This is a genomic window from Krasilnikovia sp. MM14-A1259, from assembly GCF_047159535.1.
Lineage (GTDB): Bacteria > Actinomycetota > Actinomycetes > Mycobacteriales > Micromonosporaceae > Actinoplanes.
The window spans coordinates 5298874-5315459 of the sequence record NZ_BAAGAJ010000002.1; the positions used below are offsets into that span (position 1 = coordinate 5298874).

Here is a 16586-nt window from a genome sequence, read left to right on the forward strand (position 1 = left end):
CATGGTTGACCAAGGCGGCTACCTCGCCCCGCTCTCGTCGGCGCAGGCGCGCCTCTGGTTCCTCCATCAGATGGAGGGCCCGAGCGCCAGCTACAACATTCCCTTCGTGATCCGTCTCGAGGGTCGGCTGAACGTCGAGGCGTTCCGGCGCGCCCTCGGTGATGTCGTGGACCGGCACGAAGCTCTGCGGACCCTCTACCCGAACCAGCACGGGACGGGCATGCAGCGGATCCTGCCGGCCGGTTCCGCGCCGATCCCGCTCGAGCTCGTCGACGTCGAACCCGGCGAGACCGCGTTGACGGAGGCGGTGCTCGCCTGCACTCGGGTGGCGTTCGACCTGGCCACCGAAGTGCCGGTCCGATGGTGGTTGCTGCGCCCCGGCGCTGGCGACCAAGTCCTGGTCATCGTCATGCACCACATCGCCACCGACGGCGCCTCGTTCACGCCGTTCTTCCGGGACCTCACGGTCGCGTACCGGTCTCGGCTCGCCGGGGCGGCGCCGTTCGGCGACAAGCTCGAGCTCCAGTACGCCGACTACGCGGCCTGGGAACACGAGATGCTCGATGAGCTGGACCAGCCCGGCAGCCTCGCCGCCACCCAGGCCGCCTACTGGCGGCGGCAACTCGCCGACCTGCCCGCGGAGCTCGCCCTGCCGACCCGCGGCCGGCGGACGGCGCTGGGGGAGTACGACGCGGAACAGGTCGACGTGGCGATCCCGGCGGCCACGCACGCCGCTCTCGTCGCGCTGGCCCGCGAGTCCGGCACTACCACCTACATGACAGCCCTGACACTGTTCTGCGCTGCGCTGGTCCGGGTGGGATCCGGCACCGACCTGCCGATCGGCTGCCCCACCGCAGGGCGGACCGAAGAGGCGCTGGAAGCCCTGGTGGGCTTCTTCGTGAACACCCTGGTCGTGCGGATCGACGCGGCCGGCGACCCCTCCTTTCGAACCTTGCTGCACCGGGTCCGGGCCACCTGCCTGGACGCGTACGAGAACGCTGACCTGCCCTTCGACAAGGTCGTCGAACTGATCAACCCGGTCCGCGTCGCGGAGCGCCACCCGCTGACCCAAGTGATGCTGATCGTCCAGAACGTCGCGCCGCCGGAGCTCGACCTGCCCGGCGTACGCGCCGTGCCCATGGAGCCGCCGTCCATCTCGGCCCGTTTCGATCTGACGCTGCGTCTGGTGGAGACCTACACCCCAGACGGCGCCCCGAACGGGATCGGCGGCGAGATGACCTACCGTCGCGAGCTGTTCGACCGGGCCACGGCGGGCGCGCTGGCCGGCGGCCTGGTCCGGCTCGCCGAGGCGATGGCGGCCGGTCCCGACACGCCGATCGGGCGACCCGGTCTGCTCGACGGGCCGGACAGCGACCGGATACTGCACGCCTGGGGCGCCGGGCAGGCGGGTGCATCCCCCCGTACGCTGGCGGATCTTTTCGCCGAAGCTGTTGCCACGCATCCGGACGCGGTCGCGGTCAGCCACGGCGATCGGACCGTCACCTACCGCGAGCTCGCCAGTCTGACCGACCGGCTGGCCCACCGCCTGATCCGTGCCGGGATCGGTGCCGAAGACGTCGTTGCGGTGCGCACCCGGCGCGGTCTCGCCTCGGTCGTCGCCCTGCTCGGCGTCGCCAAGGCCGGCGCCGTCCACCTGCCCGTCGACGCGGACTACCCGCCCGACCGGATCACCGCGATGCTGCACGACGCCGCCCCGAAACTGGTCCTCGACGAGGAGAGCATCGAGCTCAGCCCGGCGGCGGGTCCCGTCGAGACAGTACGCGAAACCGACCCGGTCCGCCCGCTGCTGATCGACAACGCCGCATATCTCGTTTACACGTCCGGTTCGACGGGACGGCCCAAGGCGGTGTCCGTGACGCACCGCGGCCTCACCGGACTGACCAGGGCGCACGCCGCCGGGCCCGGTGCGCGGGTGCTCAGCTTCTGCTCACCGAGCTTCGACGGCTACGTGGGTGAGGTGTGCCTGTCGCTACTGACCGGAGCGCACCTGATCATCCCGTCTTCCGCGCCGTTGACGGGGGAGGAACTCGCCGACTTCCTCGACGTGCACGCGATCACCCATGCGGCTCTGACCCCGGCAGTGCTCGCCGGGCTTCCGCCGCGCCCACTTCCCGCCCTGCAGACGTTGATGGTCGCGGGCGACGCCTGTTCGCCGGAGCTGGTGCGCATCTGGTCGGTCGAGCGGCGCATGATCAACATCTACGGGCCGACCGAGAACACGGTCACCACTACCCAGGGGATAGTGCTGCCTGACGCGGGCACAACGCCGATCGGGTCGCCGATCGGCGGGGTACGGGTTTTCGTCCTTGACCACGGCCTGAATCCGGTACCACCGGGTGTCGCCGGTGAGCTGTACGCCGCCGGAGACGGACTCGCTCGCGGCTACCGGCACGGCGCCAGCCTGACCGCGACGCGCTTCGTGCCGTGCCCGTTCGGCAAGCCGGGGGAGCGGATGTACCGCACCGGTGACCTCGTCCGCTGGCGCGCGGACGGCCGACTGGCGTTCGTCGGCCGGGGGGACCGCCAGATCAAGGTCCGAGGCTTCCGAGTGGAGCCTGGGGAGATCGAGGCCGTCCTCGTCGCCCAGAACACCGTCCAGCAGGCCGTGGCGGTCGTGCGTGAGGACCGGCCAGGCGACCAGCGCCTGGTCCTCTACGTCGTGCCCTCCCGCGATGCCCCGACTGAGTTCGATGTCGCGGCCGCCCGGGAGTCGCTCGCCGACTGCCTGCCGACGCACATGGTCCCGTCCGCCATCGTCGCGCTGGCAGAGATCCCGCTGTCACCGAACGGCAAGGTCGACTTGGGCGCATTGCCGCCACCGCCGGAGCCGACCGGCGCTGCGGCCGTCCGGGAACCGTCGTCAATGCGGGAGGAGGCCATCTGCGGGTTCTTCGCCGAGACTTTAGGCGTCGAGCGGGTCGGCGCCGACGACAACTTCTTCGAGTTGGGCGGCCACTCCCTGCTCGCGGCCCGGCTCATGAGCCGGATCCGGGCAGCGTTTGGCACGGACCTCGGGGTCCGGACCCTGTTCGACGCGCCTACCCCGTCCGCCGTGGCACGCCGACTGTCCGGCACAGGTACGCCGGACGACGGACTCGGCGTCCTCCTCCCGCTACGCGGGACCGGCGTCGAGCCGCCGCTGTTCTGCATCCATCCCGCCGCCGGCATCAGCTGGGTCTACTCCGGCCTGCTCGGCCACCTCGACCCGCAGATCCCGGTCCTGGGCATCCAAGCGCGTGGCTTGTACGGCGCGGAAGAGCCACCGGCGTCCTTCACGGCAGCAGTCGACGACTACCTGGCCATCATTCGCACCGTCCAGCCGGACGGCCCATACCGGCTGCTCGGCTGGTCGTACGGCGGCGTAGTCGCCCATGCCGTGGCGACCCGGCTCCAGGCCACCGGCCACGATGTCACGCTGCTGGCGCTGCTCGACTCCATCGCCGTGCCACCCGTGCATGCCGGTCTGACCAGGGCCGAAGCGGAGTCCGCCCTCCTGGAGAGCCTGGGCGCCGAAGATCCATTCGCGGACCTGACGCCGGAGCGCCGCGCGCGGATCCTCGACATCTTCGTCCGCAACAGCGAACTGGGTCTCCAGTACATCCCCGGACGCTTCAACGGTGACCTGCTGTTCTTCACCGCCGCCGAGGGCCGGGCGGACGACGATTCGGCCGCCGCGAGCTGGCGTCCGTGGGTCACCGGCGAGGTCCGGAATCATCAGGTGGCCTGTGTGCACGGCCTGATGACCCGCCCGGAATCGCTGGCTAACGTCGGACCGGTCATCGCAGCGGCGCTGGCCGCCGAGGCCCAGGCAGGCCGATCGTGAGCGCAGGCACCGACGCCACGCTGTCAGCCGGCCTCACGGACGCCGTCGTACGTCGCCCAGGTGGCCACGGCGCGGCCGAGGACGGCGCCGCCACCGTCGTAGAGAGCGGTCGTTGTCCGCAGCGTCCGCGGTCCCCGCTCGTCGGGCCGGCCGACCACGATGCACTCCGTCCCGGCATCGGGCAGCCGTGTCACGACCGCAGTCATGCGGTGCAGGACCATCGGTGCCGAGACCAGATCGGCGGTCCACCCGCCCGGGCAGTCGAGCGCGGCCCACACCGCCTCCGGGCAGACGTCCTCGCGCCGCGGCCGCCAGACGCAGGCCGTCCGGACGTCATTGTCGATCTGCCCAGGGCGCAGTCCGAGTCCGTCGGTCCGGTCCGTCCCGCACACGAAGCATGTGGGGAACGGATGACCGGCAAGACCCCGGTAGCCGCTCTCGGCCGCGCGTGCTTCGGCCGCCGCAACGAACCCCGCCTCCTCGATCACCGGCCGGGCCGGCGTCGCGACGGCGATCAGCCGATCGTCGTCCCAGGCAAGTACGCGCCCGCCGGCGCGCTCGAGCTGGAGGTCCCGGTCGAGCGGCGGAGGAACGTGAAGGGTGACCGTGATGCCGTCGCTGCCGAGGATCGCGGAGGCGCGCCCGGCGAGCAGCCCGCACGCATAACCGCCGTTGGCGGACTCCGGTGGGCCATTGAACCGCCGGGGAATGGCCAACCGCTCGTCCATTCGTCCCCCACCAGCATCCGCGTTTATCGATGCGCATCGTAGCAAGCCAGATCGGAAAGTGATCATCTTGTACACCGCACACCTCACTCACCTTGCCGCCATCGCCGCCGTGTCCGCCCGCCGCACCGGTCGGCCAACCATCACCATCCGGTATGCCAGGATTCGGTTCGGCGACGCCCTGATCATCCGGGTCGACACGGCAGTGGAGGCCACCATTGCCGACTTGATGAGTCAGGTCGATGCGGCGATGGGAGGCGAATTCGCTCCCGCGGACGTCTCCTGCGCCGCGGACATTCTCGTCACGGCCACCGGGGACGGCGACCTCGCCGTGGCCGGGCCGGACGACCGTCCGCTCAGCGCCGGCCACCTGGCGCAGATCGATGCGGCGCTGGCCAGTGCCGCGGCCGACGCGTCGATCTCCCTGTCCCGACTGGACCTGTCCACTGCGTCTTCACGCGTCGAGGTTCTTATGTTCGGCACGGGCGAGGAACCGATCGAGAGCGGGATCTGCGTCCACGAACTAGTCACCCGCCGGGCCGCTCGGACGCCCGAGGCGATCGCAGTCCGAGCCGGTAACCTCCGGATGTCGTACGAGACGCTCGACCGCTGCGCGGCCGGGCTTGCCGCACGTCTGCGTGACGCGGGCGTCGGCCCCGGCACCACAGTTGCGGTGCTGATGGACCGGTCGGTAGAGCTGATCGTCACGCTCCTGGCCATCCTGAAGGCCGGCGGCGCATACGCGGCCTTCAGCCCGGAAGATCCCCTGCCCCGGATCGCAGATCTGGCCGCCGAGATCGCCACGCCGGTGCTCGTCGCCGATGCCGCCCACGCGCACATCACCCTGCCCGGGGTGCGCACCATCAGCGCGTACGCGTTTGGCAGCGACCCGGCTCCAGCCACCGTGCCGGCCCATGCGGCCGGCCCGGGCGACCTCGCGTACGTCAGCTTCACCTCAGGCTCGAGCGGCGAGCCGAAGGCCGTCGCGGTGCCCCACCGAGCGGTCGTGCGGCTGGTGTGCGCGTCGCACTGGTCCTCCTTCGGCCCGGACGACATCTTCTGCCAGTTCGCTCCCGTCGCCTTCGACGCGTCCACGCTCGAGATCTGGGGACCGCTGACCAATGGCGGGTGCCTTGTGGTGGCGCCACCGGGTCCCGTTGATCTCACGGAGCTTGCCGCCTTCATCCGCGATGAAGGCATCACGGTCCTCTGGCTCACCGCCGGCCTGTTCCACGCGCTGGCAGCGTCTCACCTTCCTGCGTTCGCAGGTCTGCGACTGCTGATCGCCGGTGGCGATGTGGTGTCCGCGCAGCGGATCCGGGCCGTACAGGCCGCCCACCCGCACGTGACGTTCGTCAACGGCTATGGACCGACCGAGAACACCACGTTCACGGCCTGCTGGACGAATCGGGAGCAGGAGGTTCCGGACGATGTGCCAATCGGCCGCCCGATCGACGGCACCCGGGTGTACATACTCGACGACCTGCTGCGCCCGGTCCCGCCCGGGGTCCGCGGTGAGCTCTACACAGCGGGTCTCGGTCTGGCGCATGGCTACCTTGGTCGATCCGCGGCGACCGCCGCCCGGTTCGTCGCCGACCCCTTCTCGCCCCGAGCCGGAGAGCGGATGTACCGCACCGGCGATCTGGCCCGGTGGCGACCGGACGGCACACTCGAGTTCCTTGGGCGTGCCGATGCGCAGGTGAAGATCCAGGGTTTCCGGGTCGAGCCCGGCGCAGTCGAGGCGAGTCTGCGCGCGTACCCGGAAGTCCGGGAGGCGGCCGTCGTCGTTCAAACTGACGCCGCGGGCGCCAAGCGCCTGCTTGCCTACGCCGCTCTGCACGCCGCGCCGGACGAGGACGCGGCGGAGGCAGGCGCCCGCCTTCGCGAGCGCCTCGCTCAGTCGCTGCCGGCCTACATGGTGCCGTGGGCCGTGCTCATCCGACCCGGCCTGGCACTGAACCGTAACGGCAAGGTGGACCGGGCCGCGTTGCCAGCGTCATCGCGGGCGCCGCGCAATGTCTGGAACGACTTCGTGGCCCCGACCACCGACCTCGAGGTCGCGGTCGCGGAGATATGGGGTGACCTGCTCATGATCGAACCTGTCGGCGCAACCGACGACTTCTTCGATCTCGGCGGACACTCGATGCTGGCGGCTAGCCTCATCGAGAGCGTCCAGAAGCGGTTCGCCGTCGACCTGTCGGCTCGGGCTCTGTACCGGGAGCCGACCGTCAGCGAGCTCGCGGCGAACCTGGCCAAGCTCGCTGCGCCGACCGCGGACGTCACTGCGGCGGGCCGGGCCTCGCGATGACGGACACGCAGACGGTTGCCTCGCGGTGTCCGATCAACCACGGCCGCATCGACCTGGTCGACCCGCGCCTGTACAGCGAGGGCGACCCACACCCGATCTGGCAGGCGATGCGAGTCCACCGTCCGGTCTCCTGGCACCCGGTCGGCGACGACCTGGGCTTCTGGTCCGTCACCAAGCACCGCGACGCCGAAGAGGTGCTGCGCGACAGCTCACGTTTCACATCGGAGCGAGGAACCATCGTCAGCATGCTCGGTACCGATGATCCGGCAGGGGGCAACCAGATCGCGGCCACCGACCCGCCGCGCCACACAGCAATGCGCGAACCTCTCCAACGAGCCCTGAGCATGGCCGCGGTGGAGCGGCAACGGGAGGCATTCCGCAGCCAGATCCGCACGCTGATCGAGCCGCTCGGCGATGGCGGTGTCTTCGACTTCGGCACGGCCATGCTGGCGATGCCGATGGCGATCACGGGCGTCCTGATGGATCTTCCCGAACGAGACTGGCCGGAGCTGACCAGGCTGACGATGATCTGCATCGCGCCGGACGACCCGGAGTACGAGCACCCGCGCGGTGCTAAGTACAACCTGGACGCCGCACACCGAGAGTTGTTCGGCTACTTCCAGGACGTGGTTCGCGAACGGGAGAACCGTCTCGGAAACGACCTGATCAGCGTCCTGCTGCGAACCGAGTTCGAGGGCCGCCGGATGACGCGCGCCGAGGCCGTGTCGAACTGCTACAGCGTCCTGCTCGGCGCGAACGTCACCACCCCGCACTCGCCGAACTTCGCGCTGGCAGAGCTGATCGGGACGCCCGGCCTGGATGCGTTGGCTACCGATCCGGGCCTGACGAAGAGCGGAGTCGAGGAGGCGCTGCGATGGGCGTCGCCGGTCAATCATCTCCTGCGCTACGCGACCCGGAACACCGTCCTCAACGGCGTATCGATCGCGGCCGGCGAGGCAGTGGTCGTCTGGGTCGGCTCGGCGAACCGGGACGAGGAGGTCTTCACCGAACCTGAGGTGTTCGACCTGCGCCGCGTACCGAACAAGCACCTCGCCTTCGGCGTCGGTCCCCACTACTGCGTCGGCCACACTGTGGCCCGTGTGACGCTGCGGGTGCTGTTCGAAGAGCTGTTCACGCAGTTCACGGACTTCGCGGCATGCGGGAAGGTCGAACGTCTCCGTTCGACCTTCGTCGCCGGGATCAAACATCAACCGATCACCGCCCGCCGCCGAGGCGAACGGTGAGGCACCGCACGCAACGTCACTGCATACGATCTGCCAGGGTCGCCTTGACCTCGGTGGAGGCCCGGAACGCGCCGCGGACCTTCACCGACTCGATCGAGTCGCGAGCGAGCTCGGCAGGGACGTCGGAGTCGATCGCGAGGAGACCGACCACCGAGAGGACGAGCTTCTCGCCGCTCGCAACACGCTCTTGCAGGTCCTTGCGCCCGAGGCGGATCGCGCCGATCGTCATCGACGTGCGGGCGATGCTGCCGGCGGTGTCGTCGTCATGGGTCGTCAGCTGACGCCGGATCGCGGTGCGGATGAAGTCGCTGCGATTGCTGTAGAAACCCTCCTCCACCAGCACGTCAACCTTACCGAGGTCGACCATTCCGATATTGATCGTCATCTTCTCGCTCTCCACGACAACCATCCCTCCGCCATCCTGACACCATCCACCTGGATGGTTACCAGAACCGTAGCAAGGGCGGTGGTATCGCGCAACGTCGATGCATCTGTTCGGCTGTGCAATTTTCCCGGCCCCGCCGGACACCGTGGTCGCTTCGGCGCAGGCGCGCCCGTGGGCTCCGCGGACGAAGATCAGAGGCAGGCCGAGGGAACGGCATGGTGACGCCTTCGATGGAATCGGCTCGCGGGCGAAGGGCCTTGCCGTGTACCGCGCCGGATTTCCGGCCTCACCGTTCTACAAGGCGGCGGGTCAGGACAACGCGCCGCCCGCTCATCGCAACCAAAATCCACGAGCTCCTCCACAGTGGGACGCGCGAACCGCCGGCGCCGGCTCACTGTCCGGAGCGGCAGAGGTGCGGAAGCGCAGGCCGTCCACGGGCCGGTAGGTGGGTCCGTCAGCGGTCCCGAACGGGTAGCGGCAGAGGCCGCCGCATCGGCGAGGGCTGCCTCAACGCCAGCACCCTCTACCGCACCGCTCAGGGCTTGACTGGCAGCTACCCCATCGTCCGCAAGTTTATCGAGAAGTACCGCAGCAAACCCGACTCGGACACGTCACCTCCCGCCGTCGGTGCGGCAGGTGACCGGATGGATCTGCCTGGTCGGAAGGCGCCTGCCGGATCATCGGATGAGCTCACATGTGCTGACGGTCTGCTGCCCGCCGGTACAGTCATCGGGGTGACCGTCGGCCCGTGGGACTGCTACGACCGCGACAAACTGCAGGCCAGCTGGTCGTACCCGGTCGGACGAACGATCGTTGAAACATCACTGCGTGCCGCCGGTGTCCACCTACTCTCGCTGGACTTCACCATGCACAGTGGCACCGCGACCGACCCGGTCCTGCTGAGGGCCACCCGATACCGAGACATCGGCAACACGTACTACCTGTCCCGTGGAACTCCAGATCGTTCACGTTGCGTGCTCGCTGTTTACGCCGTTCCGAGCGGTACCCGCGCCGAGGCACGCGCTGTGCTCACCACCGGAGGCGGCCTGGATCGCGCTTGCGCATGGCTCGCGGCCGCCGAGTCCGCCGAACCGACCTGGCACGACAAGTCACACAACTGGACGGCTTACCTGCTCAACGGCGCGCTGCGTGAGGCAGAGACAACCGACTGACTGAACTGTCTCGGCGGAGCTCCGGGCACACGCCTTTACCACCGCGAACAGCGGTCCTGCTGGCCACTTCAGAGCGGACAACGCCTCTTCGACATCGACGCCGGCCAGGCACGGAAGGAACTGCTCCGACGGTGTCAGACAGCGCTCATCGCATAACGTCCATCACACGATCTGCGCCGGAGCCGAGTATGGCGACCAGCGAGATCTCACCGCCCTCGATATTTGGCGAGTTCGGGCGCCACCGTTGAATACGATGGCTGCGTTCGCCGTCGAGTCGGCGAATCGGTCACGCATAGTGATGGGTGCTGAACGCCGGTCGCCGGATGGCGCGACCGGGGCGGGCATCTTCCTGCGGCGCGCCGCATGCTGCCGCACCTTAGCCGCGCACGTGGCCGTTGGAGGGCGATCCCCACGCATCCTGACGCGCCCGGACGGCGCATGGCCAGCCGTTTCCGGACCTGCCGCGACGCGGGCGGCAGCCCGCGCGACGTCACGCTGCGTGTAGCCGCCCATGAAGGTCAGGCACGCCCCCTTGCCGAAGAGCGGACGCTGCGGCCTACTTTGTCGGTCGGCTCTCGTGTGACGATGTGGTCGTGATCGAGTCGGCTGACGAGTTTGTGCGGCTGCGGACCAGTGAGGATCCCGCCGAGTATCGCCGTGCCGCGAACGAGCCGGCTGCGGAGGCGATCTGGCGGGAGGTCATCGACCGCTTCCCGCAGATGCGGTTCTGGGTCGCGCAGAACAAGACGGTCCCATTATCGATCTTGGAGGTGCTCCGGAGAGATCCGGACGAACGGGTTCGCTCCATGGTCAGAGCCAAACGTTCTTGGGCTCGCGCTCACCCGCAGGACTCGAGCCGATTGGGCGATCCCGAGTAGGTCTCGCATCTACTTCGTGCTGATCCGCCTGCGCCGCCGCCAACAGCGCATCCACCTGCTCCGCGGACAACCCTAGCTGCTGAGCCCGCGACCAAACTCGGATGCCCGGTGCGAAGGACAGGGCCGGCTACGGTCCTGGGGCCGGGTGGCGGAACCGAAGGGAGGCGAGCGGCGAGTCAGTGGCCAGGTTCGTGTCCGGCCGCGAGCCGTGCTGCAGCCTCGGCCGGAGTGTCGTCGTAGCCGGGCCTGGCGATGAGTACCGACTGGAAGAAGTGGCCTTGCGTCTGGTCCGGGTCGTCATCCGCCGCGAAGGGCCGCCACAGCGCGAGGTACAACCCGCGGGCGGTGAACCCGTCGTCCTCATCGTTCGGTAGGACCTGCACGTGACGGCGGAGCTGCCCCACAACCTCCAGCGCAGGCAGCCCGAACACGTCAACGTCGCGGTACCGCACCACGTCACGCTCGTGGGGACGCCATACTTCGATCGCGTCGACCCGGTCGAGCGTCGCCTCGAAACCCACACTGAACCCCAGACCGCTGGCGAGATGCAGGGCGATCTCGCCATTGACCATCGGCTGCGGCGGGCCGATGGTTTCGAGCGCAGCCCGCACCTCGTCCGCGGCCATTCCCAGCCGCAGCGGACCAATGCCATACGGCGGGTCGAGCAGTAACTCCACCCAGCGATGATCGCAGACCCCATCCGCGAGGCAAAAGATCAACTTTTCGCCCTGCCGGTAGCGGACCGGCGACAGACTCGGGAACGCTACGTTCGGTAACGGGGGTTAGGTTCTGTCCCGCGGATCATGTCCGTCGGGGACGGCGGGTAGCCAGTCGAGCATTTCGACGAGGTCGAGGGTGGCCTGGTAGTGGGCGCCGAGCTTGTCGAATCGGGTGGCCAGTCCACGCCAGTGTTTGCGCCGGTTGAAGCCGCGCTCGACCTGGTTGCGGCAGCGGTAGGCGGCCGGGTCGAACGCGGGCGGGCGTCCGCCACGGCTACCACGGCGTTTCCGGTGGGCGATCTGGTCGTTGGGCTCCGGGATCGTCGTGCGGATCCGCTTGTCTCGCAGGGCCTGCCGGTTCGCGCGCGAGGAGTAGGCCTTGTCGCCGGTGACCGAGTCCGGGCGGGTTCGTGGCCGGCCGATGCCGGCGGGCCGGGCCACCCGGACCCGGTCCAGCAGCGGGATCAGCTGCCGGGTGTCCGCGCACTGGCCTGGGGTGATGAGCGTGGCCAAGGACCGACCGCGGCCGTCGGCCAGGGTGTGGATCTTCGTGGTCAGCCCGCCGCGGGACCGGCCGATACCTTCGCGTGCCTGGGTTTCGGCGACCGTCAGCCCCTTTTAGCGGCTCCGGCAGCATGTTGATGGGTCCGCACGATCGTCGCGTCGACCTGAGCGTTCCAGTCGACGTCGTCGTCGAGTTCGGCCAGCGCGATGACCTGCGCCTTCAACCGGGCCCGGGTGCCGTCGGCCGCCCACCGCGCGAACCGTTGATGGGCGGTTTTCCACGGCCCGTACCGTTCGGGCAGGTCCCGCCACGGTGATCCGGTGCGCTTGACCCAGCAGATCGCGTTGATGACCTGCCGATGACTTCGCCACTGCCCGCCCCGGACGGGCTGCGCCGGCAGCAACGGCTCCAGCACAGCCCATTCCTCGCTGCTCAGATCACCACGCGCCACACCTGGTCCAACGATCCTCATCCATGATCGCCACGCATGATCCGCGGGACAGAACCTAGCGGGAGTCCTCAGGTTTGTCCAGCGGGTTTGCTATGTCGATCATGGGTTTCTCCGCACCGGTACGGTGTAATGATGGGAATTCTGGGGCAGATTCGCTCTGAAGCTATTGTGGAGCGGCTGCTCTGCCACCGCCGCCTGCGCTTCTCGTTGTCAAATCCATGCAATCGGCGGTGGCGTCGCGTTGGCATGGTGCAGGATGGCCGCAGTGAATCTGACCTTTCCATGCGTCTGCTGCGGGCATCTGACCATGGGCGAACCGCCAGGCTCGTACGACATCTGCCCGGTGTGTTTCTGGGAGGATGATCAGGTGCAACTGCGCTGGCCCGACTGGGCCGGCGGCGCGAACCGGCCGTCCCTGATTGAGGCCCAGGCGAACGTCAAGACGCTCGGTGCGTGTGAGGAGCGTTTCGTGGCCAAGGTTCGGCCGCCTCGCGATGACGAGCCGCTGGATCCGAGCTGGCGCCCCATCGACCTGGAGCTAGACCACTTCGAAGGCCGAGGCGAGCAGGAAGCGGCGTGGCCTGATGACCGCACGGTCCTGTATTGGTGGCGGTATCGCGACACCGGTTTCTGGCGTCGCGGCGGTTGAAGGCTCAGACGGCTTGCTCGTCAAGGCGGGTCGGTAGGTCCGTCAACAAACCGGATCCCCGGTCGTCCTCTGAGACGGATCAGCGCCGGTGTCGATATGCCAGCGTGTTGCTACAACGTCGTTCTTGACGTTCAGTGGTGCGATGGGCAGCGCCCGAAACGATCATCCACCGACCAGCCCATCCGCAGGCTCGTCGTTGCTGGTGACGGTGATGCGTACGGCAACGGGAAGGCCGGCGGCGTTGACGTCCACGTGGGCTGGGAAGACCCCGTCGCCGATGGACGTCATTACCATCATGAGTCTGGCGCCCCCGATCTCGATGGTGGCAGCCTCGTTCTCGGATGCCTGTACATCGGCCATGACCTGCCAGTGGTGTGAATGGGGCCGGAAGTCGAGCGCGAATCTGCGCGGTGGGTCGGCCTTCCTACGGGCGTCCAGCGCGGTGGCTCGCGTGTAGGCGTGCGTGCGGGCATGTTCAGCCAGCCGTAGCAGTCCTCGCCGGGTGGGCGGGTGCGCTGCGCGCCGAACTCGGCGGCGATGTCCGCCGCGTCTCTTCCCCAGAACACGAGGTCGGCGAGGCCATCGAGGGGAACGTTGTCCACCCACGATCCGAGCGCGTGAGCGTCGGCGAACATGAACCGGGCACAGTCCACGCCGATGTCGCCGAACGGGCGGGAAGCCACGGCAACCTCGTCACGCAGCCCGATCCGGATCTGCGTCCACCCCCACTGCCTACGCACCGCGGTCACCGGCAACGGCCGTTCTGTCGGAACACCGCCCACAGGTACGACCGACATACCGGATCAGGAAGTCCGGGTCACCGGCGGCGAGTGCGCGGCGACCACAACGATCATCTGGAGGCGCCGGATGCGACCGCGCAAGCACAATCGATCGACAGGAACCGACGGCCGTGGCTGGATCACGGCCAGGGCAGCACGGTGAGCTCAGGCCACTGCTGAAGCCAGCGTTCCGCCTTGGTCTCGTAGACCTCGCGCGGGGCCAGCACAGGGTTCGGCCGTAGGACCATGTTGAAGACGTCGGATAGGCCGTGTGGCGCATAGATGCGCCATCGCCCGTTCGTTTCGAGGCGCACCCCGAGGCAACACGTCGTGGCGGCGAACGAGTTGATCGCTGACTCAGCGGACTCATATGCAGGGCAAGGGACGCCGAACTTCTGCTCGTACCACAGATGCACGCGGGCCTCGTTGCGGACTTCGACGTCGGCGGGCAACCCCGCGAAGGTGCGCTGCGCGGTCTTGATCACCTCGTCCTCGGCGTCCCAGGACAGGTCACTGCTTTCGAAATAGAAGACGTCGTAATCCTTGATCCCGCTGGTAGGAGGCCTATCCGTGACGACATTCCACACGGTCTGGAAGAGACAGCCCGCCGTCACATACCAGCCCGGCACCTTCAACGACGCAGCGCGGCTCATCACCTCCAACAGCACGTCGTTGCGAGACAGCGCCGACTTCAACGCCAGGAGTTGCTCGTCCACGGAGAGGCGACCGATCATGGCTCGTAGCCAACCATGCGCCCCATCGACCCGACCTGCCCGCCCCTGAGCCACCTCGCGAGCGGGGCAGTAGCGGCCGGAGGTTAACGGCAAGCTGAGAACCCGTTACTCGGCCTCGACCTCGGTGCGATAGACAGTCAAGCCGCGTCGTTGATAGTTGCGTGGGGCATTCGGATGGTCGAACGAGCATGTGTGCAACCAAACCCTGCGTACAGCTGGACTCTGCACGGCCTCGCAGTCCCAGGCCTGCTGGATGGTCAGCGTCAGCGCATGGCCACCCAGACCTTTCCCGATGTATCCGGGCAACAGCCCAAATGTGGTGATCTCCACATCTCCGCCGGGCTGGGGTTCCAAGTTGGCGACCCCGACGGTCTCGTCTTTCAGGATGATGAGCCAGTACTGGCGCAGCGGACGACACCGCGTCAGCTCTTGCCACTCGTCGTCCGTGCGCGACGCGCTCCGCCACCCGTAGGCGGCTCCGACCTGAGCAGTGGCGGTACGCATGAGAGGCAGGGACCCGTCGACGCGCCGTAGGAGGAGTTCCGGCACTACTTTTCCAGGTCGCAGGTCCTCGGCGTTGTTCATCTCCAGGTAGGTGACAACCCTTGCCATCCCGGCAGGCTACCCATCGTCCCGAGTAGGCGCGACGCGCCCTTCTGGAACGCGGCCAGATGGTGGGGCTTCCCACCAGGTGACGGCCACCGCCGCGCAAGGCACCATGACGCAGATGAAAGAGGAGCTGGCGCCGGAAGCATTGGTCGAAGCAGGCTGGCAGGCAGTTCGGGACGATGGGCGTGTGCGTGCTGAACTGCTGGAGGCGGCCTACGCCGAGACTCGCCTGCGGCCTGTCAGCCCGTCTCCATACGCAGCAAGTACACATCCCGCCGGATGACCTTGTAGCGGCGGTTGACCCGTGCTCCACCAACTCGACCGTCCGACAGGCTGGAACCACAGTTAGCTGGACGTAGGTTGCTGATCGCTGAGACCCGTCTGCGGCGGCGTCGGCGATTCGGCGGCCTCGAGGGCGCTCTCGCGCTCGATGGCGGCCAGTTGCGACCGCAAAGCTGCGTTCTCCGTCTCCAAGGCCACGATTCGCTTGCGCGCGAAGTACAGCTCCATCACCGCATCGTGGAACTCGGCCACCAGCTCGTCTGCTGTTAGTTGCACTCGCGCCTCACTTCCGGTCCACTCGCTCTCACGACCGTTCAAGCCGAGGCGATCTGGGTGACCCTGCCGGTGGAGCTGCGCCACATCAGCGCCCCGTTCACCGCGTACAGGTCGCCCCCGCTGAACGGCTCAACAGAAGTAGACGTGGCGGCGGGTTTCCCGATCCTGACCACGCCTTCCACCAACAAGCCCACAGGGGAACCCGGCTGTTGGACGATGTGTAGCTGCCCGCGCGGTGTGTCACCGATGCCGATTCCAATTCCGATACGTCCGGTGCCCTTGACGACGAAGTCTTCACGGGCGTTGTTCCGAAGAGAGATCAGGTTGCCGGTCGTCGCTCCATTGGTAGCGGTCATGAAGATGCCCTGCGCGGCCGTTCCCGCCGTCTGCAGGTCGATCGAGAGGGCGGCGGCGCCATGGTCCGAGCCGTCGCTGTAGCCCTGGTGTGCGATCTTGAGCGTCCCGCGTTCGGTCTCCCGGCCCGACAGATACATGGCCGAGTTGCCGGGGTTGTTCGACGCGACGTTCAATGCCGCGCCGCTGCCGGAGACGGCGGCCTGATAGATGGTCACCGCGTGCTGCTCGCTCGACGTGGTCTTGAAGAATCCAGCCTCGATCGTCGAGTTCGTGCTGAAGCGTTCCGCGACCACTTCTCCGGAAAATCTCGTGGTGGTCGTGTCCGCAGAGGCCGGGTCGGACTCACCCAGCGCGACCGTCACCGCCCCTGCGGTGAAGCCTCCCAGGAACAGCCTGCGTGCCAGCGCCATCAGTGCTCTCCGTCATCCCCGTCAATCGGTGCTGGTGCACTCTACAGCCGGACTCACTCGGCCGTACTGGTTGGGAGGAATCATCGGGTCTACAAATGTACGAAGGACTCAAGAGGTCCGCTGCGCGGGCCGGCCGCGCCGCCCAGCAGGGCGGCGGCTCTCTTGGGCCTGACCAACAGGCTCGCTGGCATCCTGGTTGGGCGCCCGATCCCGGGTCCCGCCAACGTCGTCAGGTGGGGCGGAGTATGGCGAGTGGTCG

At 68.1% G+C, this 16586-nt stretch carries 14 protein-coding genes and 1 pseudogene; 6 read left to right on the plus strand and 9 right to left on the minus strand.

The window, feature by feature from the left end; all coding sequences use genetic code 11:
• Position 1 precedes the first annotated feature (1 nt).
• On the plus strand, positions 2 to 3844 hold the full coding sequence (locus tag ACMCNK_RS23995) for a non-ribosomal peptide synthetase (protein WP_412738619.1): 3843 nt from the start codon (positions 2 to 4) through the stop codon (positions 3842 to 3844).
• A 23-nt stretch (positions 3845 to 3867) separates the two neighbouring features.
• Here ACMCNK_RS23995 and ACMCNK_RS24000 read toward each other — a convergent pair whose 3' ends face one another.
• Complete coding sequence (locus ACMCNK_RS24000; RefSeq protein WP_412738620.1) at positions 3868 to 4572, minus strand: hypothetical protein; 705 nt, start codon at positions 4570 to 4572, stop codon at positions 3868 to 3870.
• Between ACMCNK_RS24000 and ACMCNK_RS24005 the strand changes: the two genes are divergently transcribed.
• Together ACMCNK_RS24005 and ACMCNK_RS24010 are read left to right on the plus strand one after the other, a co-directional pair.
• A complete protein-coding gene (locus ACMCNK_RS24005; RefSeq protein ID WP_412738621.1) occupies positions 4553 to 6877 on the plus strand; it encodes a non-ribosomal peptide synthetase in 2325 nt (774 codons plus the stop codon). The two genes, ACMCNK_RS24000 and ACMCNK_RS24005, sit on opposite strands and share 20 nt — an antisense overlap.
• Complete coding sequence (locus tag ACMCNK_RS24010) at positions 6874 to 8121, plus strand: cytochrome P450 (protein ID WP_412738622.1); 1248 nt, start codon at positions 6874 to 6876, stop codon at positions 8119 to 8121. Before ACMCNK_RS24005 ends, ACMCNK_RS24010 begins: the two co-directional genes overlap by 4 nt.
• Before the next feature lie 16 nt (positions 8122 to 8137).
• On the opposite strand, the gene ACMCNK_RS24015 is transcribed toward ACMCNK_RS24010, so the two are convergent.
• Positions 8138 to 8521, minus strand: coding sequence for a hypothetical protein (locus tag ACMCNK_RS24015; protein ID WP_412738623.1), 384 nt, complete (start codon positions 8519 to 8521; stop codon positions 8138 to 8140).
• Between the two features lie 527 nt (positions 8522 to 9048).
• On the opposite strand from ACMCNK_RS24015, the gene ACMCNK_RS24020 reads away from it, so the two are divergent.
• Both ACMCNK_RS24020 and ACMCNK_RS24025 read left to right on the plus strand, forming a co-directional pair.
• Positions 9049 to 9678 (plus strand): hypothetical protein, encoded by a 630-nt coding sequence (locus ACMCNK_RS24020; RefSeq protein WP_412738624.1) that lies wholly within the window; start codon positions 9049 to 9051, stop codon positions 9676 to 9678.
• A 593-nt stretch (positions 9679 to 10271) separates the two neighbouring features.
• Positions 10272 to 10556, plus strand: coding sequence for a hypothetical protein (locus ACMCNK_RS24025; RefSeq protein WP_412738625.1), 285 nt, complete (start codon positions 10272 to 10274; stop codon positions 10554 to 10556).
• 176 nt (positions 10557 to 10732) lie between these two features.
• Here the strand turns inward: ACMCNK_RS24025 and ACMCNK_RS24030 are convergent, their stop codons facing one another.
• Positions 10733 to 11233, minus strand: a complete 501-nt coding sequence (locus tag ACMCNK_RS24030; protein WP_412738626.1) for a hypothetical protein — start codon at positions 11231 to 11233, stop codon at positions 10733 to 10735.
• A 105-nt stretch (positions 11234 to 11338) separates the two neighbouring features.
• A pseudogene (locus ACMCNK_RS24035) lies at positions 11339 to 12231 on the minus strand (IS5 family transposase).
• Positions 12232 to 12496: 265 nt separating this feature from the next.
• Between ACMCNK_RS24035 and ACMCNK_RS24040 the strand changes: the two are divergent.
• Complete coding sequence (locus tag ACMCNK_RS24040) at positions 12497 to 12880, plus strand: CPCC family cysteine-rich protein (RefSeq protein WP_412738627.1); 384 nt, start codon at positions 12497 to 12499, stop codon at positions 12878 to 12880.
• Positions 12881 to 13042: 162 nt separating this feature from the next.
• Here the strand turns inward: ACMCNK_RS24040 and ACMCNK_RS24045 are convergent, their stop codons facing one another.
• From ACMCNK_RS24045 to ACMCNK_RS24065, 5 genes are all read right to left on the minus strand, one after another.
• Positions 13043 to 13168, minus strand: coding sequence for a hypothetical protein (locus tag ACMCNK_RS24045; protein ID WP_412738628.1), 126 nt, complete (start codon positions 13166 to 13168; stop codon positions 13043 to 13045).
• 631 nt (positions 13169 to 13799) lie between these two features.
• Positions 13800 to 14393 (minus strand): nucleotidyltransferase family protein, encoded by a 594-nt coding sequence (locus ACMCNK_RS24050; protein WP_412738629.1) that lies wholly within the window; start codon positions 14391 to 14393, stop codon positions 13800 to 13802.
• Positions 14394 to 14498: 105 nt separating this feature from the next.
• Positions 14499 to 15005 carry a GNAT family N-acetyltransferase gene (locus ACMCNK_RS24055; RefSeq protein WP_412738630.1) on the minus strand — a complete coding sequence of 169 codons (507 nt, stop codon included), beginning with the start codon at positions 15003 to 15005 and terminating at the stop codon, positions 14499 to 14501.
• Between the two features lie 342 nt (positions 15006 to 15347).
• Entirely contained in the window at positions 15348 to 15512 is a 165-nt protein-coding gene (locus ACMCNK_RS24060) for a hypothetical protein (RefSeq protein WP_412738631.1), read from the minus strand.
• Positions 15513 to 15598: 86 nt separating this feature from the next.
• A complete protein-coding gene (locus ACMCNK_RS24065) occupies positions 15599 to 16327 on the minus strand; it encodes a hyaluronoglucosaminidase (RefSeq protein ID WP_412738632.1) in 729 nt (242 codons plus the stop codon).
• Between the last annotated feature and the right edge of the window lie 259 nt (positions 16328 to 16586).